Annotated in this window: 23 protein-coding genes; 7 read left to right on the top strand and 16 right to left on the bottom strand. The window is 68.7% G+C overall.

Translation table 11 applies throughout. From position 1 onward, the window contains the following. Positions 1-83: 83 nt before the first annotated feature. The 3 genes from HC028_RS15320 to HC028_RS15310 form a co-directional block, all read right to left on the bottom strand. Positions 84-1028 (bottom strand): LysR family transcriptional regulator, encoded by a 945-nt coding sequence (locus HC028_RS15320; RefSeq protein ID WP_239075690.1) that lies wholly within the window; start codon positions 1026-1028, stop codon positions 84-86. A 61-nt stretch (positions 1029-1089) separates the two neighbouring features. After that, a complete protein-coding gene (locus tag HC028_RS15315) occupies positions 1090-2613 on the bottom strand; it encodes an AMP-binding protein (RefSeq protein WP_203981550.1) in 1524 nt (507 codons plus the stop codon). A 70-nt stretch (positions 2614-2683) separates the two neighbouring features. Then, positions 2684-2956, bottom strand: coding sequence for a hypothetical protein (locus HC028_RS15310; RefSeq protein ID WP_168077877.1), 273 nt, complete (start codon positions 2954-2956; stop codon positions 2684-2686). A 450-nt stretch (positions 2957-3406) separates the two neighbouring features. Here HC028_RS15310 and HC028_RS15305 point away from each other — a divergent pair, with 450 nt between their 5' ends. The 3 genes from HC028_RS15305 (at position 3407) to HC028_RS28715 (ending at position 5351) form a co-directional block, all read left to right on the top strand. Further along, on the top strand, positions 3407-4636 hold the full coding sequence (locus tag HC028_RS15305) for a DUF7933 domain-containing protein (protein ID WP_168077874.1): 1230 nt from the start codon (positions 3407-3409) through the stop codon (positions 4634-4636). A gap of 89 nt (positions 4637-4725) precedes the next feature. Continuing rightward, positions 4726-4860, top strand: a complete 135-nt coding sequence (locus HC028_RS28160; protein ID WP_275408278.1) for a VOC family protein — start codon at positions 4726-4728, stop codon at positions 4858-4860. An 86-nt stretch (positions 4861-4946) separates the two neighbouring features. Beyond that, positions 4947-5351 (top strand): CPBP family intramembrane glutamic endopeptidase, encoded by a 405-nt coding sequence (locus tag HC028_RS28715; RefSeq protein ID WP_205861434.1) that lies wholly within the window; start codon positions 4947-4949, stop codon positions 5349-5351. On the opposite strand, the gene HC028_RS15290 is transcribed toward HC028_RS28715, so the two are convergent. From HC028_RS15290 to HC028_RS15245, 10 genes are all read right to left on the bottom strand, one after another. Then, on the bottom strand, positions 5299-5859 hold the full coding sequence (locus HC028_RS15290; RefSeq protein WP_168077871.1) for a helix-turn-helix domain-containing protein: 561 nt from the start codon (positions 5857-5859) through the stop codon (positions 5299-5301). The genes HC028_RS28715 and HC028_RS15290 overlap by 53 nt on opposite strands. A gap of 242 nt (positions 5860-6101) precedes the next feature. After that, complete coding sequence (locus tag HC028_RS15285; protein ID WP_168077869.1) at positions 6102-7103, bottom strand: ABC transporter permease; 1002 nt, start codon at positions 7101-7103, stop codon at positions 6102-6104. Further along, on the bottom strand, positions 7100-8614 hold the full coding sequence (locus HC028_RS15280) for a sugar ABC transporter ATP-binding protein (RefSeq protein WP_168077866.1): 1515 nt from the start codon (positions 8612-8614) through the stop codon (positions 7100-7102). Before HC028_RS15280 ends, HC028_RS15285 begins: the two co-directional genes overlap by 4 nt. Next, positions 8611-10260, bottom strand: a complete 1650-nt coding sequence (locus tag HC028_RS15275; RefSeq protein WP_168077863.1) for an amidohydrolase — start codon at positions 10258-10260, stop codon at positions 8611-8613. The genes HC028_RS15280 and HC028_RS15275 overlap by 4 nt, the downstream gene beginning before the upstream one ends. Before the next feature lie 37 nt (positions 10261-10297). Beyond that, positions 10298-11440 (bottom strand): TMAO reductase system periplasmic protein TorT, encoded by a 1143-nt coding sequence (gene torT / locus HC028_RS15270; protein ID WP_168077861.1) that lies wholly within the window; start codon positions 11438-11440, stop codon positions 10298-10300. Positions 11441-11488: 48 nt separating this feature from the next. Further along, on the bottom strand, positions 11489-12622 hold the full coding sequence (locus HC028_RS15265) for an FAD-dependent oxidoreductase (protein ID WP_168077859.1): 1134 nt from the start codon (positions 12620-12622) through the stop codon (positions 11489-11491). 509 nt (positions 12623-13131) lie between these two features. Next, the gene (locus HC028_RS15260; protein WP_168077857.1) at positions 13132-13551 is read right to left on the bottom strand and encodes a DUF350 domain-containing protein; all 420 of its coding nucleotides are present in this window, start codon (positions 13549-13551) and stop codon (positions 13132-13134) included. A 189-nt stretch (positions 13552-13740) separates the two neighbouring features. Beyond that, a complete protein-coding gene (locus HC028_RS15255; protein WP_168077855.1) occupies positions 13741-14952 on the bottom strand; it encodes a glutathionylspermidine synthase family protein in 1212 nt (403 codons plus the stop codon). Beyond that, positions 14952-15347, bottom strand: coding sequence for a tRNA-dihydrouridine synthase (locus HC028_RS15250; RefSeq protein WP_168077853.1), 396 nt, complete (start codon positions 15345-15347; stop codon positions 14952-14954). The genes HC028_RS15255 and HC028_RS15250 overlap by 1 nt, the downstream gene beginning before the upstream one ends. Before the next feature lie 102 nt (positions 15348-15449). Beyond that, positions 15450-16829: a flavin-containing monooxygenase gene (locus tag HC028_RS15245; RefSeq protein WP_239075688.1), complete on the bottom strand. Its 1380-nt coding sequence runs from the start codon at positions 16827-16829 to the stop codon at positions 15450-15452. 61 nt (positions 16830-16890) lie between these two features. Here HC028_RS15245 and HC028_RS15240 point away from each other — a divergent pair, with 61 nt between their 5' ends. Next, entirely contained in the window at positions 16891-17691 is an 801-nt protein-coding gene (locus tag HC028_RS15240; RefSeq protein ID WP_168077849.1) for an alpha/beta hydrolase, read from the top strand. Here HC028_RS15240 and HC028_RS15235 read toward each other — a convergent pair. Beyond that, positions 17644-18336, bottom strand: coding sequence for a TetR/AcrR family transcriptional regulator (locus HC028_RS15235; RefSeq protein WP_168077847.1), 693 nt, complete (start codon positions 18334-18336; stop codon positions 17644-17646). The genes HC028_RS15240 and HC028_RS15235 overlap by 48 nt on opposite strands. A 190-nt stretch (positions 18337-18526) precedes the next feature. On the opposite strand from HC028_RS15235, the gene HC028_RS27610 reads away from it, so the two are divergent. Both HC028_RS27610 and HC028_RS15225 read left to right on the top strand, forming a co-directional pair. Then, positions 18527-19684 carry a WXG100 family type VII secretion target gene (locus tag HC028_RS27610; protein ID WP_239075689.1) on the top strand — a complete coding sequence of 386 codons (1158 nt, stop codon included), beginning with the start codon at positions 18527-18529 and terminating at the stop codon, positions 19682-19684. Positions 19685-19694: 10 nt separating this feature from the next. Next, positions 19695-20045: a hypothetical protein gene (locus HC028_RS15225; RefSeq protein WP_168077845.1), complete on the top strand. Its 351-nt coding sequence runs from the start codon at positions 19695-19697 to the stop codon at positions 20043-20045. 153 nt (positions 20046-20198) lie between these two features. Here the strand turns inward: HC028_RS15225 and HC028_RS15220 are convergent, their stop codons facing one another. After that, a complete protein-coding gene (locus HC028_RS15220) occupies positions 20199-20429 on the bottom strand; it encodes a hypothetical protein (RefSeq protein WP_168077843.1) in 231 nt (76 codons plus the stop codon). A gap of 267 nt (positions 20430-20696) precedes the next feature. Next, complete coding sequence (locus HC028_RS15215) at positions 20697-21887, bottom strand: helix-turn-helix domain-containing protein (protein WP_168077841.1); 1191 nt, start codon at positions 21885-21887, stop codon at positions 20697-20699. Between the two features lie 267 nt (positions 21888-22154). Here HC028_RS15215 and HC028_RS15210 point away from each other — a divergent pair, with 267 nt between their 5' ends. After that, positions 22155-22940 (top strand): putative protein N(5)-glutamine methyltransferase, encoded by a 786-nt coding sequence (locus HC028_RS15210; RefSeq protein WP_168077838.1) that lies wholly within the window; start codon positions 22155-22157, stop codon positions 22938-22940. Positions 22941-22945 lie beyond the last annotated feature (5 nt).

Below are 22945 nucleotides of genomic sequence, written 5' to 3'. Positions count from 1 at the left end.
CGACATGGGGTATAGATCACGATCGCGCGGTGGAGCTTCGCAGGTCAAGGGCTAGTTCACTATCACCTGATAGCTGAGAACTATCAGGGCTGCTGCTGAGGAGGGGCTGCGGCCTGCAGGTGCCGGCGCAGCAGCCGGTCCAGCGCGCCGCGCACGTCGACCCGGTGCGCCACGTCCACGAGCGCTCGGGCGATGATCGATCCCGGGTCGCGGTCGGCCAGGACCAGGCCGACGTGGTACGACCGGCGCGGGCGCTCCAGCGGTACCACCCGCATCCCCTCGGGCACACCGAACAGGTACAGCCAGGCGTGCGCGACGACGCTCGACCACCGGTGCGTCGCCACATGGGCGTACAGGGCCGAGACGGTGTCGGTCTCAATGGACGGGGTGACGGTCACGCCGGCGTCGGCGAAGTTCTGGTCCAGGATCCGGCGGCTCTGCATGGACGGCGCGAGCAGGCACAGCGGCGTACCCGCGACCTCGGCCCACCCGACCCGGTCCCGGTCGGCCAACGCGCTGTCGGTCGGCGTCAGCAGCAGATAGCGCTCCCGGTACAACGGCACAGTGTGCACGTCGCCGAGCGGCTCTCCGTCCACGTACGTCATGCCCACGTCGAGGTCGAACTCGGCCAGCCGGTGCACGATGTCGCGCGACGACAGCGACTCGAGCGAGACCCGCGCCAGGGGGTGCTGGTCGCAGAACGGCGTGGTGAGCAGCGACGCCGCGGTCAGGGCGGTCGGGATCGCACCCACCCGCAGCACCCCGGACAGCCCGCCCCGCATGGCCGACAGGTCCTGACGCAGGGCGTCGCGCTCCCCCAGGATGCGGCGGGCCCACATCACCACCCGCTCGCCCTCCGGCGTGAAGCCCTCGAACCGGCGGCCCCGCCGCACGATCGTGACCTTGAGCTCGCGCTCCAGCTTCCGGATTCCGGCTGACAGCGACGGCTGGGCCACCTGGCAGGCCTCGGCTGCCCGGGCGAAGTGGCGCTCCTGCGCCAGCGCCGCCAGGTACTCCAGTTGACGCATCAGCACAGTGGACTCCTTGCCATACCCCTACGATCGGCAGCCGATCGACGCGGCTGAGACCTTATGGCACGAGCTCGTGGCGCACTATCTTGCCCAGCGCGTTGCGGGGCACGGTGTCGATCCAGCGCCACAGCCGGGGCCGCTTGTACGGGGCCAGCCGGTCGGCGCACCACTGCGCCAGTTCGCGCTCCAGGACGCCCGTGTCGACCGCGTCGGCCGGCACCACGAACGCGGCCACCGTCTCGCCCCACTCGGCGGACGGCGCCCCCACGACGGCCGCGTCCCCGACGCCCGGGTGCGCCCGTAGGACCTCCTCGACCTCCCGCGGGTACACGTTGTAACCACCGGTGATGATGAGTTCCTTGGCCCGCCCGCTGATGCGCAGGTACCCGTCGTCGTCCAGGGTGCCGAGATCGCCGGTGCGGAACCAGCCATCGGGCGCGAACGCCTGCGCGTCGGCGTCGGGCCGGTTGCGGTACCCGGCGATGACGTTCGGGCCGGTCACCTCGATCTCGGCGGCCCCGCCCGCGCGCGGTGCGAGTCGTACGTCGACTCCCGGAAGCGGGAAGCCCACGGTCCCGGGCCTCCGCTCCCCGTCGTACGGGTTGGAGACGAGCATGATGGTCTCGGTCATGCCGTACCGTTCGAGGACCCGTTGGCCGCTCCCCTGCGCCACCGACTCGTGCAGGTCGGCCGGGAGCGGGGCGGAGCCGCTGACCGCGAGCCGCAGGCTGCTCAGGTCTCGCAGATGCTCCGAGGCGGCGAGCCGGTGGTACATGGTCGGGACGCCAAAGAACATCGTCGCCCCGTGATCCCGGACCGCCGCACCGACGCCGGCCGGGTCGAAGCCGGGCATGACGAACGCCGACGCGCCGGCCGTCAGCGTGCCGTGCAGGCCGACGCCGAGGCCGTGCACGTGGAACAGCGGCAGGCACAGGGCCAGCCGATCGTCGGGCTCCCAGCGCCATGCCAGCCGCACGGCGTGGGCGCTGGCGAGCAGGTTGGCGTGGGTCAGCGGCGCGCCCTTGGGCGCCCCGGTGGTGCCAGACGTGTACACGATGAGCGCGACGTCGTCCGGGGCCACCCCGTCGAGAGCTATCCCCGCGGCGGGTGCCGGCAGGCCTTTGAGGTCCGCGCCTGTCACCTGGGGAAGCCCGAGCGCGCGGGCGGCGTCGTCGACCACCGCGAGGGCCGGCGTAGCCTCGGCGGCGAGGGCCGCCAGTTCGCGGGCGGTGTACGCGGTGTTGGCAGGTACCACGGTCAGCCCGTACCGGAGCGCCCCCACGTACGCGACGATCAGGTCGAGGCTCGGGCCTGCCGACATCAGCACCCGGTCCCCCGGCGCCAGGCCGGCGGCGGCGTACCGGGCCGCGGCGGTGGCAGTCCGGTCGGCCAGTTCGGCGGCGGACAGCGCCGGACCGTCCGGTGTGGACAGCACGGTCCGGCCCGGGTCGGCGGCCCAGCGCGCGACCCAGGCGCCCGGCAGCGTGCCGCCGGCGCCCAGGTCGACACTCGCCTGGTCAACGCCGGCTGGTAGATGGATCGACCAGTGCGGTGCCGGCTGCTCTGGTACCTGCTGCGTCACGCCACGTAGCCTGTCACCGGCTCCGGACCGAGGTCAACGATCGCCGCCACCGTCCGTATGCCCGATTCCGTCAGCGGAGCGCACACAGGCCGCAGGAAACCAGAAAACCCAGGACGACGATCCCGATCCGCAACCAGGGCGTCTCGCGGATCCGCACGATCCCGATGGAGACGCTGACGGCGAGGTTCGCGGCGAGGATCAGGGAGATGGCGACCGTGACGGCGCGACTTGCAGCACCGCTGATGGACCACCACGCGACGGCGCCGGCCAGCGCCGCAGCCAACGAGAGCGCCGACAGCGCGACGAGCGGGACGGCGATACGCCATCGGGTCCACGCGGTCACGGGCCACCCTGCCCGGTTCGGATGGGGGCCTGCCAGGAGTAATAGGCGGCGGCGCCGTAGCCGCTGACCGCGCCGATCCCGGTCTCGACGGTGACGGTGCCGACCGCGGAGGCCATCGGGTACCGGCAGCCGCAGGGGCACCTACCTGACCTGGCTGGACTGCCTCGCGCTGAACCTGCGCGACGACCGGCGGCGGTAGTTCTGGAGCGGGGGCGCCTGACCTGCTGGCCGCTTTACCGGATCACCACCGCGACCCAAGGCTTATGCCCCGCCCGCAAGGGACCACCATCGGGTGATCGTGGCGGCCAGGCTGCGGCGGAGTCGACCGGCCAGAAGAGCGGCAGGTCGACCTCACGTACCGGGCGGCTCGGCAGTGCCATCCAGGAAAAAGGAATTCGGGAACAATTCGTATCCCGGTACGCGGGCAGCCGTTAACAAATCGTGCACAGAGTGCTCTCATCGCTGGCCGCCGGCCTTGTCATGCTGGCCGCCCAAGGTCCGGTACCCGCCCAAGCCGGCACACCCAACAGCCCCGGCACCCCGCGAACGCCTCGTCCGCTCTACGTGGAAGACTTCGAAAACGGCCAGGGCAGCGCGGCCGTCATGCTGGACGGGTACACCGGGGCGGCGCCCGGGCACCTGCGGTACACCGCCGACCCGGCCTGGCTGGGCTACTGCAACGGGGTAATCGCCTCGCCGCTCCAGCCGCCCGTGAATCCGCCGTTCAGTGGCTGCGGCGATGTCGGGTCCTGGAACGACGTCCGCATGATAGCCGGCGCGCTGGGTCAGTGGGCCGGCGGAGACGGCGCGAGCAACCACGTGGTCAGTGCGTACACGTGGAATGATCCCGGTGCTGGGAAGGTCGAGTTCGAGTCTGTGTCGCCGGTGCCGCTCGCGGTGACCAACCGGTTCATCACCTTCTCCGTCGATGCAGCGGCAGTCAACTGCCACGTCTTCCATCCGCTGCTGCGGTTCTTCCTGCTCGATGGCGCGACGGCCATCTCCACGTCGGCCTCGCCGATCGACCCGTGCGACAACCCCGGCACCGTCATCGGCGTCACGAGTGTCGGCACGTACACCGCCGACAACCCGACCCTGTTCACCGGATCCTCAATCGGCATCAGGATGATCAACGAGCAGGGGTCCGGGTTCGGCAACGACGGCGCCTTCGACAACGTCCGCATCCTCGACGTCACCCCGCGCCTCGACCAGACGTTGAGTCCGGCGGCCGAGGGGAATGACCTGCCCGCCACCCTGACGCTGACCGTCACCAACACCACCGACCTCGCCGCGAAGGCCGGCTGGTCGTTCGCCGAGCACCTGCCCGCCGGACTACGGGTGGCCGACGCCAGCGACGCAGCCACCACCTGCCCAGGCGGCACGCTGACCGCCCAGCCGGGCAGCACCTCAATCACGGTCAACGGCAACCTCTCAGCCGGCCAGGCGTCCTGCACGGTCACGGTCAAGGTGGCCGCCACTCCGGGTACCTACCAGGTGTGCGCGGGCAACGCCACCAACCTGATCGGGCTCGACCCGCCCGGCTGTTCGGCGGTGACGTTCGCCGGTCTGGCGGTGACCGGTGTCGCGCTGACATCGCTAGTCGCGACCGGGACCGCGCTGCTGGTCCTGGGGGCGGTACTGCTGTGGGTAAGGAGGCGGCGAATCCAGTTCGTCGCCTGACGGGCTCGGCCGATGCCCCTACCCCCGTGGCGGGACCCGGACCCACCGGACCGGGCCAGCCCGGCCGGGGAAGCTGATCGGCACGGTCGATGGACAGGCTCGACCCCGGCCACCAGTCCGCCGGGCGGATCAACCATCACGACGGGGGTCGTGGCGTGTACTTCGAGGACCCGAACGGGCACAACGTGGAGATCATCACGCGCCCGTACCGCAGCGGCGGCTGAGAGGTCGGCCCTTGACGCTGCCATCGGCGACAGCGGCTGCCCGTGGGGTTCGCCCCGCCGCCCACGCTGGCGGCGTCCGTCGCGATGTGCTGGTACGCATTCCGGCTGGCACGGTGCTGCTCGAGGAGGTCGCTTTTCGCAGCGTCCTCTATGGACTTCTGCGCAACCGATACGGCCGGTTCTGCGCCACCACGCTTTCCTCCTCGCTGTTCGGCCTCTGGCACGTGCTGCCGTCCCGAGAACTGCCCAGGCTGAATCCAGCGGCGGACTCACGGAGAGCGATAGTCGTGCCCGCGGCAGTTGTCGCAACCGCGGTGGCCGGCGTGGTCCTGTGTGGGGTCCGGCGCCACAGCGGCAGCCTGCTGGCGCCGGCCGCCCTGCACTGGGCCGTCAACGCAGGGGGCTTTCTGACAGCGTTCCTGGCGCCCTCCTCAACCATCAGTACACGGATGGGCTCATGGCCCACAGAACGACGGTGGGCTCCTCCGTGAAGTTGTGGAAACTGTGCTCCTGCCGCGGATCGATCAGCAGAGAGTCGCCGCTCTCGAGGCGATGCGACGTACCCCCGACGGTCACGTCGAGCCGACCGTTGAGCACGATCACGCACTCCTCGTCGGCATTGTGAGCGTATGGTTCGTCGCCCGATCCCCTACCGGGGCCGATCACCGTCTGGATGATCTGCAGCTTGCGGGCGGTGGGCGGGGTCAGTAAAAAGTCCTCGTACGCGCCCCGCGGGTGCGCCATCCGGCGCCGTTCGCCCGCGCGGATCAGCATGCCCTCGCTCTCCTTGCCGACGAAGAGCGAAGCCACCGGCTCGTTGAGCGCGTCGGCGATCCGGCGCAGCGAGGCGACCGACGGGTTGGCGATTCCGCGCTCCACCTGCGACAGGAAGCTTTCCGAGACGTCAGCGGCCTTCGCCGCCTCGGACAGGGTTATTCCCTTGTCCCGCCGCATCTCGCGGATACGGTTTCCAAGCTCCCGGTCTGCCTCATCCTTCACGGCGCCGGTCGCGTCCCGGTCTTCCGAAACCGCCCTGGCATCGCCGGACCGTTTCCGTCCACGTCTTGGCGGCTGTGGCTGATCCATCTTGTTGAGCGTTCTCCTTGTGGACACGCACTGCGGTGGGCGGTCCGTAGAGCGGTGCGGCACGGGTTACCGGCAATCGCGATCCTAGCCCGGCAGCCGCTCGCAGCATTCAATCGCTCGGCAGATCCCGGTGGGCCAGGGACGGCCCCTCATGGTTATCCCATCCGGGCCCGCAGCCGATCGAGCGCCACCGCGGAGATCAGGACAGCGCCAAGCACGAGCTGCTGAATGTAGCTGGAGATCTGCAGCAGGTTCATCCCGTTGTTGAGAACCCCGATGAAGATCACTCCGAGCACGACGAGGCCGATTCGTCCTTCACCGCCAAAAAGCGATGTTCCACCCAGAACAGCCGCGGCGATTGACAACAGGACGAAGGACCCGCCGAGGGTCGCTTCCCCGGACGCCACACGTGCGGTCAGCAGGACGCCCGCCAGCGACGTGAGCACGGAGCAGACCACGAACGCGGCCACGAGCACCGCCTTGACCCGGATACCGGCCACCGTCGCGGCCAGCTCGTTGCCGCCGATCGCGAAGATGTTCCGGCCGAAGTTCGTCCAGTACAGGATTCCGTAGACGGCGAGGGCCACGAGCACTGCGATGATCACCGGAACCGGGATGCCGCCCAGGCTGCCGGTTCCGAGGAAGGCCGAGAAGGACAGCGGTACCCCGGTGACCGGCGCGCCGTTGGAGAGCAGCAGGGCGGCGCCCGTGGCGAGCGAGGTCGTCCCGAGCGTCACCATGAACGACGGGACGTGCCAGAACGCCACCACGAGGCCGTTCACCAGACCGACGACGAGCCCGACACCGAGGCCGGCGAGGACGGCGAGGACCGGGGGCACCTCGGCGGAGAGCGCCAGCGCGGTGATCACGCTCGTCAGCGCGATCGTCGACCCCACGGAGAGGTCGAGCTGCGCGCACAGCAGGACGATCATCTGCCCGAGCGTGACGAGCAGCAGGTACACCGACTGCCGCCCGACGTTGGTGAGGTTCTGGGCGGAGAGGAAGCGCGGCTCCACCGTGGCGAAGACGACCAGCATCGCGACCAGGAGAATCGGAAGCAGGCCGAGCTCGATCACCTTTGCGGTGATACGGCGGCTCAGCGGGGTGGCCGGCAGCGCTGGCGTGGACGCGGAAGCGTTGTTCGTCAGGGTCGTCATGCGGACGGACCTCCTGGAGTAGTGGTGCTTGCCTCGCCGAAAAACGTGGACAGGACGGCGCTCTCGGTGATCTCGTCTCCGGTCAGGTGGGACACGACATGCCCTTCGTGCAGTACGTAGACCCGGTCGGACATCCCGAGTACCTCAGGGAGGTCGGACGAGATCAGCAGGACAGCCTTCCCTGCGGCCGCGAGCTCGGACATGACCCGGTACACGTCGGCCTTGGCACTGACGTCGATCCCCACCGTGGGTTCGTCGAAGATGTGCACCTGGGTGCCATGGATGAGCCCGCGTGCCAGTACGGCCTTCTGCTGGTTGCCACCCGAGAACAGCTCGGTGCGGCGGCCGATGTCGCCGGGCCGGATGGACAGCCGCTCCACGTACGACGTCGCCACCGACCTTTCCCTGCGCCGGTTGACCAGCCCGAACGTACTGGCCTTGGCGTGCCGAAGGCTGCCAAGGGTGATGTTGGCGAACAACGGCCGGCACAGCGCCAGGCCCTGGTGACGACGGTCGGACGGGTAGTACACGATCCCGCGCGTGATCGCCGCTGCCGGAGCGAGCTGCTTCAGGGGCTTGCCCTGGACCTCGATTCGGCCGGAGTGCAGCGGGTCCAGCCCGAAACAGGTCCGGCCCACCGACGACTTGCCGGATCCCAGCAACCCCGCGACGCCGACGATCTCTCCGGCACGCACGCTCAACGAGATGCCGTGCAGCTCCGGCCCCGTCACGTCGTGCAGGGTCAGCAGCTCCGCACCGGGCGTACGCGGCAGGCTCGGGTACAGGTCCTCCAGCGCCCGCCCGGTCATCAGCTCCACCAGCCGGTCCTCGCCCGTGTCCGCGGGAACCGTGTCGATGAGGCGGCCGTCGCGCAGCACGGTGACCCGGTGGCCGATCTGGGAAATCTCCCGCATCCGGTGGGTGATGTAGATGATGCCGAGGCCCTGACCGGACAGTGTCCGCACCAGCTCCAACAGGCGCTCGCTCTCCCGGTCGCCGAGTGACGCAGTGGGCTCGTCCAGGATCAGCAGCCGGGCCTCGCCGAGGAGTCCCTTGGCGATCTCCACGAGTTGCTGCGCTGACCGCGGCAGGGACGACACCTTCGCACCGAGCGGGATGTCCGCGCCGATCCGGTCGAGCGCCGCACGCGCCATGTCGCGCAACCTCCGCCGGGCCACGATGCCGCGCGCGGACGGCAGCCGGCCGAGGAACAGGTTCTCGGCGACGGTGAGCGTCGGGACGAGGCTGAGCTCCTGAAAGACTGTACTGATACCGGCCGCTCGGGCGTCCCGCGGCGCGGCGAAGGACATCTCCTCGCCGCCCAGCAGGATCCGTCCGCTGGAGGGGAGGTACAGCCCGGCCAGCATCTTGATCAGAGTCGACTTCCCGGCGCCGTTCTCCCCCAGCAGGACGTGCACTTCGCCGGCGTCGACGTCGAGCGACACGTTGTCGAGGGCGAGTACGCCGGGGAACTGCTTGGTGAGCGACTCGACCCGCAACAGCGCCGTCACCGCGAACCGTCCCGGTGATGGACCTCCCGGCCGGCCAGGTACACCGAGTCGACCTCGATCTGCCGCAGTTCGTCCAGGGGCACCCGCCGCGGGTCGCGGTCGAGCACGACGAGGTCGGCGTACTTGCCGGGTTCGATCGAGCCGACCTTGTCATCGATGCCGAGCGAGCGGGCGGCCTCGATGGTGTGCAGGCGGAGCGCCTGGGCGAACCCGATGCTCTCCTCCTCCTCGATGACGCGGCCCCAGTAGCTGCGCCGCGCCGCGCATTCCCAGATGGAGAACAGCGGGTTGGACTGCTCCTCCTCCGCCCCGAGCCCGACATCCGTGCTGGCGACGGGCACGATCCCGTCCTCGAGCATGGTGCGCAGCGGCAGGCGGCCCTTGGTGCCGGCGTCGCCGAGCAGCATCGGGACGAAATCGCCCACGAAGTTGTACAGGAAGCCGGGCTGGACGATCGGGGTGACGTTGGCCCGGCGCCACTGCACGAGGTCTGCCCGCGACCCGAGGATGTTTCCGGCGTGTTCGATGCGCACGCTCCGGTGCGCGTGCGGGTCGGCCACCGACAGCAGCGCGGCGACGATCTCGTCCTGGGCCCGGGTGCCGTTCGCGTGCACCGCGAGCTGGACGTCGTGCCGGCGGCTGGCGTGCAGCGCGTCGAGGATGGCGGCCTGGGTCATGTTGAGCTGCCCGGCGTAGCCGGCCCGCGGCGCGTGCTCCCGGACGTACGGCGTGCGGCTGGCCGCGTTGCGGGCCGAATAGCCGCCGTCGGCGAACAGCTTGACGCCCGCGGCGGACAGCCGATCCGGTCCTGCGGCGCTGCGGTAGGAGGCGGCCCATTCGCAGGCCTGCTCCAGCGGCAGGATCGAAGGCACCATGCCGTACAGGACGGCACGGGCCGGGATACGGCCCGATGAAATCAGCTCGTCGAGAATGTCCACACTGGCCAGCGAGCCGACCATCTCACCGAAGGTGGTCACCCCGTACCGGGTGAACAGGTCCCGGTACGCCGACTCCATGTGCGCGCGCACCTCGTCCGGGGACAGCGGCGGGATCGGCAAATGGCCGTCGATCTCGCTGACGACGCCGGTCGGCGCGCCGTTGGCGTCCACGGCGACGACCGGGCTTCCCCACAGCCCCTCGGCGCCGCCGCCCAGGAACCGCTCCACCCCCGCCAGTTCCAGCGCGCGGGTGTTGAGCACCGACGTATGTCCCCCACAGTGGAGGACGATCGGGATCCGGTCACTGACCTTGTCCAGCTCGTACCGGGTCGGCAAGCGCCGCTCGGCCAACTTCTGGTCGAAGAACAGGTTTCCGTACCCGATCAGCCAGCCGGTGTCGGCGGCCTTGCCCAGTCCGTCACGCAGGTTGTCCAGCACGTCGGAGATGGTCAGGCAGCCGGGGACCCGGCAGTCCACGCCGCGGCCCCGACCCACCGCGTAGTGCTCGAAGTGGACATGGGGGTCGACGAAACCGGGCAGGATCACCCGGTCCCCGACGTCCCGCACCGGGATCCCGGCGGACCGGGCGTGGGCGACGACGTCGTCGCCGCCCACGGCCTCGATCCTGCCGTCCCGCACGAGCACCGCGGCCGCATCGGCCGATCCGCTCACCGTGATGACCCGACCGACCAGCGCAATCGTGTCCATGCAGGTTCTTCCTCCGCCTTGAACGCCGTGAACTACGTCAGTTGCTCTTGGCCTTGACGGTCGTGACCGGCTTCCAGCCCTTGGGCGCGAAGCTCGTCGACGCGTCGAAGCTCTTGATGTTGTTGGCCGAACCGGCCTTCTCCCCGCACGCCATCAGCGGCCGCGGCGCGTTGCGCTCGAAGCCCTCCTTGAGCGGCTTCTTCTCCAGCAGCCGGACGGCGGTGTCCACGGCGATCCGGAACGTCATCACCGGCTGCTCGGTGGGCGCGCACACCGCCCGGCCGGCCTTGATCAGGTCCAGCGTCGTCGGGTTGAGGTACGTGCCGTACAGGCCGATCTTGTCGGTCAGGCTGCGCTCGTTCAGGACCGCCTGGGCCACGTCCACGGTCACCGCGGTGCCGACGATCGCGTCGAGGTCCTTGTGGCTGGCCAGGGTGTCCTCGACGAGCCGGAGCTGGACCTCCTTGCCGGTCTCGCCGTACTTGGTGTCGACCAGTTGGACCTGGCTACCGGCGACGGCCTCCTTGAAGCCCTTGGCCGACCGCTCCGACCAGCCTGCGCCGGCCGGGCCGGGCAGCAGCGCCACCCGCAGCGCCTTGTTCTGCTTTACCAGGTTCTCGCCGACGGCCTTGCCCATCTCGTAGTAGTCAACGACCGCCCGGCCCTGAACCTTCGGCGACGTCACGCCGTTGCCGGCGTCGACCACGACGACGCCCTTGGCGACGGCGGCCTCGATCGCGGGATTGAGCGAGTCCTGGCTGACCGCGCCGATGACGATGGCGTTCGCGCCGTTGGAGACGCAGTTCTCGATCTGGCTGACCTGGTTGGTCACCTCGGTGTACCCACCGGCATCGTTGAACTGCATCTCCACACCCAGGCGGCGGGTTTCTGCGGTCATGCCGTAGTTCACGGCCACCCACACCTCGTCCTTCAGGTGCGGGACCGTCGCGCAGATCTTCCACGGCTTGGTGATGTCACTGGCCGCGAGCGGCTTGTAGGTACCCTCCTCACCCTTGCCGATGCAGCCGCGCTCGACGCCCGCGGCGTCGCAGTCGATGAACGTCGCGGGGATCGACCAGTCTGCGGTCTCGTCCGCCTTCGGCTCCGCGGGCGACTTGCTGCCACAGCCACCCAGCAGGGCGAGGGATAACAGAGCGCCGGTGGCGCCCGCCAACTTCATGCGTCTTGCCATATCTTCTCCGGCCTTTCTGAGGTCTTCGGTGCGCTCTTAGCGGGAGATCTGCGGGAAGTACTCCGCAGCGAAATTGATGCGCTTCTGGACGGGTGCCGCCTTGCCCAGGGCCCAGATGAACCCGGAGCGGACGTCCAGCAGGTTCTGCGGCCAGCGTGTGCCGACCCGGCCGTAGAACCGGGAGTAGCGCTGCACGCGCGCGACCATCGGGCTCTCGCTCGCCTGCCAGACGTCCAGGGCCTTGTCCACGTCGTAGGCGCGCAGCGCCTGCCCCAGCGCGACCGCGTTGGTCATCGCGACACACGCCGCCTGGCCGAGGTTCGGCGACATGGCGTGCGCGGCGTCGCCGATGATCGCGACCTTGCCTTTGTGCCAGGCCCAGCTCTCGACGTCGTAGAACGAGGCCCAGCGGCCCTCGCCGTTGTCCGGAATTCGCTCCAGCTGTGAGCGGAAGTCGGGGAACGTCTCCAACCAGGTCTGCCGGTTGAACGGCTGCTGGTCTGTGCCGTCCACGTCGGACTCGGGGCAGCAGAGGAAGATGTACGTCTCGTCCGGCGAGCACGGGACCACACCGATCCGTCGACCACCGTGCCACGCCTCGTACGTCGTGCCGACCGGGTCGTCGGAGTTACGCGGGATGAGGTGCCGGCCGCAGCCGTCGCCGAGGTCGCGGACCCGCTTGGCGAGCCCCAGCGAGTCCCGCACCTTGGAGTACACGCCGTCGGCGCCGATGACCAGGTCCGCCGTGTACGTCTGGCCGTCAGCGGTCTCGAGGCTGCCGGCCGGGTGCGCCCCCACCACCGGTGAGTTGGTCCGGATCTCCACTCCCGCGGCGAGCGCGGCGTCCACGAGGGACTTGTGCAGGTGCCGGCGAGCGACGGTGAAGAGCCTTCCGTGACGAAGCCATTCCCGCTGAAGCAACCGGTTGCGGTGGTCCCGCAACTCGGGGCTCTGGACCCGCTCGGCCCGCGAGGTCACCGCGTCATAGGCGCCGATCGCTTCGAGCGCACGCAGAGCGTTCTCCCACAGGAAGATGCCCGCGCCGATCTCGCGGAGCTCGGCACCCTTCTCATGCACCCGGACCGACCAACCGTTCTGCGCCAGTACCGTTGCCGTGGTCAGGCCGGCGAGTCCGGCGCCGGCGATCTCGGCGTGTCGTTGCTTGGCCACACCACTCTCCCGTCTGGGTCCCGGCGCGCTGCATGCCCGCCGAGCGAAACCTCTTGCGCTACCCGCTCGCGGGGCGCATCGTGATCATCAACACGTTCTGGCAAGACCAACTGAAGTAGAACTTCAGGTGGCTTGGACCGTACTTCAGGACGTGAGGTAGGACAAGAGGCTACTCAGAGGATTTCTTTAGTGACGCGGCATTGGTAGCGCGCGGATCCCCGCCGATCCAACAATCGATCAGCGCACCCACCGGGCGCATTCCCACAGCGCACAAAGTAGCGATCGCTGGCTATTTCTTCTCGTCACGTGAGACGTTCAAGAACGCCACCAGCCCGCCATCGACAGCTCCGGGCCAGGCAGTAATGGTGAGCAGAGCGCACGTGTGACCGGCGGTACCGGATTCATTGGCCTCGCGCTCATCCGTGGCCGTCCGCGATCCCGACCGGCTCCGCCGACCAATACGGATGCCCTGCCCATCCGCGTACACCCGGTGAACCGCGGCCAGGTGATCAGGGAGTGATCGAGGCGACGATGATCGCCGAGACCGCGAGCTGGGATGCCGCGGTGACCAGGCTGGCCGGGTGGAACGGCACCTGCACGACGATCTCGCCCAACTTGCCCGGCGTGATGAGGTCCAGCACGACGAACGCGAGAGCCTGCAGGGCGATGCCGAACACGCCGAACACGACGGTCCAGGCCAGGGCGCTACCGAAGCCGCTGGTGGCGTTGGTCCAGATTGCGGTGAACGTGACAGCGCCGAGGCCGAGGAAGCCGGAGGCGAGCACGATTGCGGCGTTGACGCTGCGATTCTCGTAGATGTGCTTGCCGAGCCGGCCGGGGGTCAGCAGATCCAGAGCGAAGAATCCGCCGGCGAGCAGGGCGATGCCGACGACGGTGTAGGCGAGTGCGTACCCAAGGCTGGCGAGCATGGCAGCGGGGGCCTTTCTACAGGGAGGCGGACGAGCGAGCGGGTCAACGGCCGGTGTCGGCCGCGTCGGACGGGTCGGCTGGGTCGATGCCGAGGGCGGCGATAATGCGGGCCTGGTTCGCCAGGATTTGGTCCATTTTGTTCTCCATCCGGACCTGTTCGGCGTGGGCGAATTCGTCGTGGTCGACGATCAGCCGGGACGTGATTCAGCGAGCCACCGCTGGATCGTGGCCTCATCGGGGCGTGGGGCGTCGATGACGTGCGGCACGAACCGGGCGTAGAAGTCGGTGACCCAGGAGTCGGACTCCCTGATGCCCACGCCCGCCGCCTTGCCGTCCACGATCCACGAGCCGAGCACGGCCTTGTTGCCGTCGAAGTCAGGCAGCGGGCACCACTGCTGGTAGCACCAGCCCTCGTCGCCGTACCCGCCCGGCTGGGTCGTCCTGACTCCGTCGGCATGGATCCTGATGTTGGCGCCCTCCCGGCCGTGCAACGGCTTGGCCACCCACTCGGTCAGTGGGCCGGGGCCGACCAGGTACGCCGGGAGCAGGTTCGGGTGGTCAGGGTAGAGGTGCCACATCGCCGCGAGCAGCGCCTTGTTGCTCAGCAGCACCTTCCATAGCGGTTCGAGCCAGGTGACGCTGTCCGGGTCGGTCATCACGTAGACGCCGAACTCCTCAGCCAGCATGTCCTCCCACGGGTACAGCTTGAAGCACGTGTCGATCGGCGTCTCGGCGAGGTCGACGAAGCGGCCGGTGGCTTTGTCGTAGCCGATGTCTTCCACCGTCAACCCGACGGTGTCCAGCCCGGCCTGGTCGGCGGTGTCGCGCAGGTACGCGACCGTCATCCACTCTTCGCCGGACTCGTCGGCGACACTGTGCGCGAAGTGGACGGTGTTCGACCGGAACCTCAGCGACTGGGTACGCCAGGCCATCACGAGCCGGTCGTGCAGGCTGTTCCACTGGTCCCGGTCGGGGAAGACGTCGTCGGCCCAGAAGTACTGGGCGACGGCGGACTCGAGCAGCCCGGTCGGGGTGTCGGCGTTGTACTCCAGCATCTTCGCCGGGCCGGTGCCGTCATAGCGTAGGTCGAACCGGCCGTACAGCGACGGCGGGTTCTTGGCGAGCGAGTCGCGCGCCAGGTCGAGGGCGAGCGCCGGCAGGCCCAGATTGCCCATCGCGCCGGTGGCGAGGAACCGGGCCGCCTCGACGGCCATGCCGTGCAGGGTCTCGGTGACCTCTTCAAGCTCCTCGACCTGCGACATCGTCAACTCGTAATACGCTGATTCGTACCAGTACGGGATCTCGCTACCGTCGTCGCAGACGGTGACCGGGAAGACCAGCCCCTGGGACTCGACGGTCTGCCGCCAGCCCGGCCGCGGGGTGGACGGGTGCCGGCGCATCAGGAGCCGCTCCCGCCGGACTTGCCACCGAAGCCGCCGCGCGACACAGAGCCACTGTCAGCTTTGACGACCGGGCCACCCTGCGCGGCCACGCCACCGTACTTCACCGTGGACCCGCCGCCGGGCCGGCTGAACGAGCCGCCCGACACCTTCTGCCCCTTCGCCGGGTAGGACCGTCCGGACCGGATGAAGTACCAGCCACCGCCCGAGTGGTAGTGGGTGTCGTCGTCGCAGTAGTCGTCGTCGATCCGCTGCTGTGTCTGCGGGTCGACGCACACCGCGCCATACTCGTCTCCGCCGGCACGTTGCGAGCCGCACGCACCCGTCAGGGCAACCGCGAGCAACGAGGTCACGCCGAGCGTGACAGAAGCGGATTTCCGGCGGGTCGGTGGCATCTCGGTCCTTCATCCTGACAGGGGCTATCGGCATGTGGATCATAAGTTGACCTCGCAAACGCCGATCTGCCTCCGTGTCGGCCGGACCGTCGGAGACTCCCGTCAGCCCGCGACCCTGGTACCCGAGCGGTGGGCGCGTGCGCGCCTGGCTCCCGCGGCACCCTCTTTCCGGAGCGCGAGCATGTAGTCGTCGAAGTCCACCTGGATGGTGTGGCGCTTGCTGGCGACGTACCGCTTGGCGATCGCAGCGCGGTGACGATTGATCTCCGCGATCATCTCCACGTCGCTGGGGAGCGCGTAACGCCCTTCGAGGTGGTCGGCGGCGAGCTCGGACTGCCGCTCCGCGATCGGCATGATCGCCCCCAGCGGTTGGATGAGGCCGATGAAGTACAGACCCGGGACGCCTGGGTGGAACATGCGCTTGTAGAGGTGTACCTCGTTGTCCCGGCCCGGGTCGAGGAAGTCGGCGTCGAAGAACGGGAACGAGATCTTGTACCCCGTGCAGTACACGACCAGGTCGGCGGCGACCCGGGTGCCGTCGGTGAACACCACGTCGGGTCCGTCGAAGTGGTCGATATTGGGCTTCGGCGTGATCGCGCCGTGCGCGAGGCGGTCCAGGATGCGGCTGGACATGGTGGGGTGCGCCTGGGCGAACTTGTGGTCGGGGTTCTGGAGCCCGTAGCGGGACATGGGCCCGGTGGCGGCGCGCATCAGCGGCCGGGCCAGCCGCCAGCGAAGCCAGGCGGGGATCCGCTCGTGACCGGCGATCGCGTCGTATGGCCTGCCGAAGACGTACTTGGGGATGATGTGCACGCCCCGGCGGTGGGCCAGGTACGTCTCAGCGGCGTGATAGCTGGCGTCGACGGCGATGTCCATGGCGGAGTTGCCCATGCCGAGCACGACGACCTTCTTACCGACCAGTTGCGACTCCTCCTTGTAGTCGTGGGAGTGCATCTGCTGGCCGGTGAACGTGTCCGCGCCCGGGAATCCCGGCTCGGGCATACGCGGGTCCCAGTGGTGGCCGTTGGCGACCAGCACCGCGTCGTACTGCCGGGTCTCGCCCGTACTCAGGCGGACATCGAACCCGCCGCCCTCCCGCGGCGCGACGTGCTCGACGCCCGTGTTGAAGGCGATCCGGTCCCGGAAGCCGAAGTGGTCGACGTAGGCGTTGAAGTACGCGGCGATCTGGTCGTGCCGCGCGAAGTTCGGCAGGTGCTCGGGCATGGGAAAGTCGCTGAACTCCATGCGGCTGCGCGAGGTGTTGATGTGCAGCGACTTGTAGGACGAGGACATTCCGTTGCGGTTGCCCCACACCCAGTTGCCGCCGACCCGGTCCGACGCTTCGAAGCAGTCTACGTCGAAGCCCCGCTCGTGCAGGACCTTGACGGCTGCGATCCCGGACGAGCCGGCTCCGATGACGCAGACCGCGGAGTTCGGCTTGGCGTAGGGCAGGCGGTGGGTGGCGGCGACGGAGCTTGACACGGGCATCTCCCCAATGTGACCACTGGTCATATGACCACTGGTCACTGTAGAGTCCGCGACCATGAGCAGCAACCCTTCCCCCATCGAAAGGTGTACCGGTCCGCGCGGCCTGGAGCTGCTGTCGGCGATGCCCGCGGTGGCGGACTCAACCAAACCGCCACTGCTGTTCGTACACGGGCTCGGCCACGGCGCCTGGTGCTGGGAGCACTGGCTGCGCGAGTCCGCCACGCGCGGATATGCGGGCTATGCCGTGTCGCTGCGCGGTCACGGCGGGAGCGCGGGGACACTGCGCACCGCCCGGCTGTCCCACTACGTCAAGGACGTCATTCACACCGCCGCTTCCCTGCCACGCCGGCCGGTTCTGGTCGGACACTCCATGGGCGGCCTGGTGGTGCAGCAGGCGCTGGCGCGGTACGCCGCGCACGCCGGCGTACTGGTCGCCCCGGTGCCGGCCCATCCGGCCGTCGGTTCACTGGCCTCCATAGCGCGGCAGCACCCCCTCGACGCCGTACGGATGACTCTCGGCGGCTCGCTGCCGCTGCGGCCGAGGTATCTGTTCGCCGGCCTGGATCCGAGCGAGGCGCAGCAGCAGGCGCACCGATGCGGCCCCGAGTCACCGTTCGCGCAGTACCAACTGCTGCTGCACCGGCCACCCGCCCCGCCGCGTGGCCGCGCACCCGTCCTGGTGCTCGCCACCCCCAACGACCGGCTGGTCCCGATCTCGGACGTACGCCGGACGGCCCAGCGCTACGGCGCTACCCTGCGCGAATTCCCCGGCATGGGGCACGACCTGATGCTGGACCGCGACTGGCTCTCACCGCTGGAGACCACGCTCGACTGGCTCCCCGCGGCTAGAGGTTAGGGCCGTCGCGCCGAAGGCGGACTGGAAGACCGCCATGAGCCGGTCGATCGCCTTCACCCGGTCCTGCGGGCTGGCACTGTCCAGGCCGAGCACCGGGTCGAGCCCTGGGTTGTGCGCGGCGAGCGCGAGGTGGGGCAGCAACAGCAGCAGCATGGCCAGGAACGCCTCGACGTCCGCGTCCGGACGAAGGTCGCCCCGCTCCTTGGCGGCGAGCAGCATCGGGCGCAGCACCGCCAGGTAGTGCTCGTTCGCGACGCGCCGTACCGCGTGCCGCGCGGAGCCGTCCGGCTCAAGGTTCACCGCCGCGGTCATCGCGCGTTCCAACGGATGGGTGTGGAAGTACTCCTCCCAGACGACCATCAACTCCCGCATGGTGGGGAAGAAACCCTGCGCCCAGTCCAGGTCCCGGATCCGCACCTCCATGTCCTCCCGGATGCGGAGGCTGGCTCGCTCCGACAGGTAGGCGTACAGGTCCGCCTTGTCGCGGAAGTACTGGAACAGGCTGCCCTTGGCTACGTTGGCGCTACGGGCGATGACGTTGAGGCTGCCGCCGGAGAACCCGTGCGCGGCGAACTCCTCCTCCGCGGCACGGACGATGGCAGAACGGCGCGCTTCAGGCAGCCGCTCCCACGTGGCTGTCGGCACCTCATCCCCTCCATGACAGTGACCACTGGTCATAATCATGGCACTGACACTCGGCACCTCGCCGTGGACTCTGGACATCTGCCGCAGAAACGCTGACTGTCGGCAACCAGACTTACCGGATTGATCGATGCCGGTACATTCGCCGCGTGGACCGTGTCGATGACACCTTCTGCCGCGTCCGGAACCCGTTGTGACCGTCAATCCGCTGGTCGCCGGCCGCCTGGACGGGCCGACCCACGCCTGGTCCGGGGTGTGGATCGCCGAGGACATCGAGCTGATCGCCCAGAGTGTGCGCAGCGGCAGCTGGATCGACGGCAGCCTCGGTGTGGTCGGCGCCGGCCTCGACGCCCTCGCGTTCGTATCCGACCCGGTTGGGGTGCTGCTGCAGTACGGCGTCGCCTGGATCATCGAGCACGTCAAGCCTTTGAGTGCGGCCCTTGACTGGCTGGCCGGCGACCCGGCGCAGATCGCCGGGCACGCCCAGACCTGGCGCAACGTCGCCGCCTCTCTGCATGAGCGCGCCGCCGACCTCGACCGGGCCGTCCGGTGGGATGTCACCGACTGGGGTGGCGGGGCTGGCGCGGCCTACCGGGCCTGGTCCGCGCAGCAGCGCGACGCGGTCACCGGGCTGGCCAAGGCGTCCGAGACCATGGCGGCGATCACCGAAGGCGCCGGGGCGCTGATCGCCGCCGTGCGCATCCTCGTACGCGATGCGATCGCCACCTGTGTGTCGCGGTTGATCGTGTACGCCGCCGAGGAGGCCCTCTCCCTCGGCCTGGCCACCCCGCTGGTGGTCGAGCAGGTCGCCACCCTGGTCGCCTCCTGGGCCGCGAAGATCGCCCGCTGGCTCAAAGGGTTGCTGGCGAGCCTGCGGCGGCTGATGCCGGAGGTCCGCCGGCTCGGTGAGCTGATCGAGAAGCTGAAGGAGATCCTCGGCCGGCTCCTCGGTGGCAGGGAGTTCCAACTTCTTCGCGAAGGCGACGGGATCGTCCGCAACGGCAAAAAGATCCTCATGAACATGGACAACGTGCGGGCCATGGCCGTCAAGTACGGGATCAACATCGACGGAGTGAAAATCCTTATTGACAAAGCCCGTTACGGAGGAGGACCGGGTAAGGAGTTTTACGGCATCACCACCCCAGACGGGAAGGTAATTCTGACGCGGGACGCATTTGCGGACGAAGAACAACTTGCGCGTACACTCGCCCACGAACGTTTCCACCTTGAGGACATCCGTAAGGGACTGCGCGTTCCCACCACAAGGAAAGAGCTTCGCGACTGGGAAAAGCGGGCTTACGCGCACGAAAACCAGTGGTGGGAAGCGCACAGGCACCTCATGGAGCCGTAAGGAGTCGGCGATGTCGCGCATGACGGAGCAGCAAGGCGTATGGAAGGCGTGGATGGATGCGTTTGGATGCATCCAGAATGCCGCTCCCGACGAAGTCAGCGTCGACTGCCCCAGCTGCGGCGATGGCAAGGTGAAGATCTCCTACACCGGCGACCCGCAAAGCAGGATCGGCTACGCAATCCTTTGGTGCGACGCTTGTTTGCGGGGCATCCATCTCTCCCGAGTGGGGATTCCCGAAGGGGTCGACATGCTCACCTTCGACTCGACAGACGAGGAACACGACGCGGCCGTCCCCGATGTACATCTACTCGCACCCGACCCCTGGATCGAGGACGAGGATGATGCACCGCTGGGCGAGTAGGCGCTGCCTTGCGGCAACGTCGATGCGGTAACCGGCGACGCGGTCTGCCAACCCTTTTAAGTCTTGGAGGATTAGGCACCAAATTTGGTGCCTAATCAAGATCTGGTTGGCACTTCAACGCGAGCGCCTGACGTGTACAGGGCCTGCCGTCGGTCACTGAGACATGCTTGGCAGCCAGCCGACGAACTGGTCGTACAGGTCCCCCGCCTGCACGGCCCGCAGATCCGCCGTCGCTTCCACCAACGCCGAACCAAGCAGCAACGCGAGCGACACCGGAGCGTCGGCGTACTGGGCAAGCATCTGTCGCCGGCGAGTCGGGCACGGCCAAGGTGACGAACAGCCGGCGCACATCCAGGTCCGGGCCATCGGCTGGTGTACCGACATCAGTACCTCCCGGCGCTGCGGTGACGTGGGGTACGGACTCGAGCGTCCAGGTCGAACAGCATCGGACACGGGACGTGCGACTTCCGCCAGGTCCAACGCTTGGCCTCCCTGTTCGACTCGGGAGGGGCGCGGCGGCCAGGCCATAGGAACATCCAACCGCCGCACCCACTCGGCCGAACGTAGGGCGGCGGTTACCGGGCAACCAGGGACACGGCGTCCCTGGAAAACCGCGCTACGGAGCAGAAAGAGGACAGGATGTCCCCCTGCCTACACCGCACCGAGCGACTGGACCAGGTCGCGCAGCCCTGCGGACAGGCGAGCGCGTCGCTGCCGCAGCTCCGCTACCAGCGTGCGCGCCAGAACCTGATGGCGAAACCACACTGGCGCCAGAGCCTGGGCCTCGTGCAGAACATCGACAGCCAGTGCATCATGTCTGGAGTTCGTGTGCGCCTGTGCGACGTCAAGCAGGTGACGGCCGTACGAAATGGTGTAGAGGTCTTCACGGTGCACGTCCCGCGCTGCGGTCAGCGCCCGATCCGGTTCACCGAGCACCGAGTACGCGTAGGTTGTCTGCATCGCCACCTGGGTCGGGCCGAAGTTCACCTCATAGTCGTGCCTGTCGCGATCCATGCGAGCCGCGCCCATTCGCGCCAGCGAGATGTAGTCGAGCGCGGCGTCTCCACGCGCGCCCTCTACCGCTGCCGCCATCGCCCACAGCACCAGTCCACCCCAGACGGTGAGGTGCTTCTCCGACGCGCTGGAGAATCGCGGCTCAATCCGCTCGGCGATGCGGATCGCGAGCCGCTCGGCTTCTTCGTAGCGGGCCTGACTAAGCAACACCCAGCCATAAGTGCCGTAGAGCGTGGCCCACTGCAATTCATCGTCGCCACGACCCGCTACCGCCAGCGCGCGCTCGGCTCCGACCGCTGCCAGATCATCCCGACCAAGGTGCACCAGCAGGCACGCCGTGAGCTGGTACGCCTGGGCAAGTAGCCCAGCCGCCTGGGAGCCGAGGCTCCGCTCGGTGACCCTCGCTTCGGCGACAAGACGTGGAAGCGTACGGGCGAGGTCGTTGAATTCGCCCGCCCAGTAGGCACCCCACGCGTGTCGCACTGCCGCTTCCAAGTCCCTCAGCGGCGTCGGATCCCCGCTGTCGTCCTGGTCAATGCCGGGCAACAGGGTCGGTGACAGCAGAGCGTCACGCAGACCGAGCACCAGACGGTCACCACCGTCGTCAAGGCGCGGACGCTTATCCATCAAGTGCGACAGCGGCACGTCAAGGGCGTTGGCGAGCGCGGCGAGCGTGGTCAGCCGGGCCGATTCCCGCTTTCCCTGTTCAAGCTTCTTGATCAGATCGACACTCACACTGGACCGCTCCGCGAGGCCCTCCTGCGTCAAGGCACGCTCGGTGCGCAGGTTCCGCAGCCGGTCACCGATCGACACCGTCTGGTCATTCATCGGGCGCTACCACCCCCAGGGAGGCCGCACGGCGATCTGCTGTCACATCGACGGTACTCCGCGAAAACGCCGTCCTGTCTGCACTGCGGCTGAGCAATGGGGACGGTAGGGTAACGTCGCTGCCCTCAGCCGCTGCTACCAAGGAGGTGGGACCGATTCTCGTCGTGAACGGCGCGGTGCTCCCACCGTGCGGCCGGCCGACTTCTTCGATCTGAGTCGAGCCACGGTAACCGCGGGAGCGCCCAGAGGCGTCCCGAAGGGTTATCCATGTCGACATCCACGCCGGCGTTGAGCCGGACCGCGATCGTCCGCAGACTCCGCGCCGCCGGGTGCGTGTTCGCCGAGGACGAGGCGCACCTGCTGATCGATTCCGCGAAGACACCGGCCGCGCTGCTGGCCATGGTCGAGCGGCGCGTGGCCGGGCTGCCACTGGAGCACGTCCTAGGCTGGGCCGACTTCTGCGGGCTGCGGGTCATCGTCGAACCGGGGGTTTTCGTACCGCGCCGCCGGACCGAACTGCTCGTACGCCGGGCCGCCGCGCTCGCCGGGCCGGGTTCGACCATTGTGGACCTGGGCTGCGGCTCGGGCGCCGTCGGTGTGGCGGTGGCGGCGCTCGTCGACGACGTCGCGCTGTACGCCGTGGACATCGAGCCGGCCGCCGTACGGTGTGCGCGGCGCAATCTCGCTACGTTCGGCGGCCGCGTCTACGCCGGCGACCTGTACGCCCCGCTCCCGATCCGGCTGCGCGGCGGCGTCGACGTGCTGGTGGCCAACGTCCCGTACGTGCCCACGAAAGCTGTTGATCTTCTACCGCCGGAGGCGCGGATCCACGAGCCGCTGGTGGCGCTGGACGGTGGACCCGACGGACTCGACGTCCTGCGCCGGGTCGCCGCTGCCGCCCGCGACTGGCTCGCCCCCGGCAGGCATCTGCTACTGGAGATCGGCGCGGACCAGGCGGACGCCGCGGCCGACGCGCTGGCCACGGCCGGGCTGAGCCCGGCCGTGGCCAGCGATGATGACCTGGACGCGACGGTCGTCATCGGCCGCCGCTGATCGCC

Source organism: Planosporangium flavigriseum (assembly GCF_011947225.1).
In the GTDB taxonomy this organism is placed as follows: domain Bacteria; phylum Actinomycetota; class Actinomycetes; order Mycobacteriales; family Micromonosporaceae; genus Planosporangium; species Planosporangium flavigriseum.
This window is presented reverse-complemented; position numbering and strand designations above follow the sequence as displayed.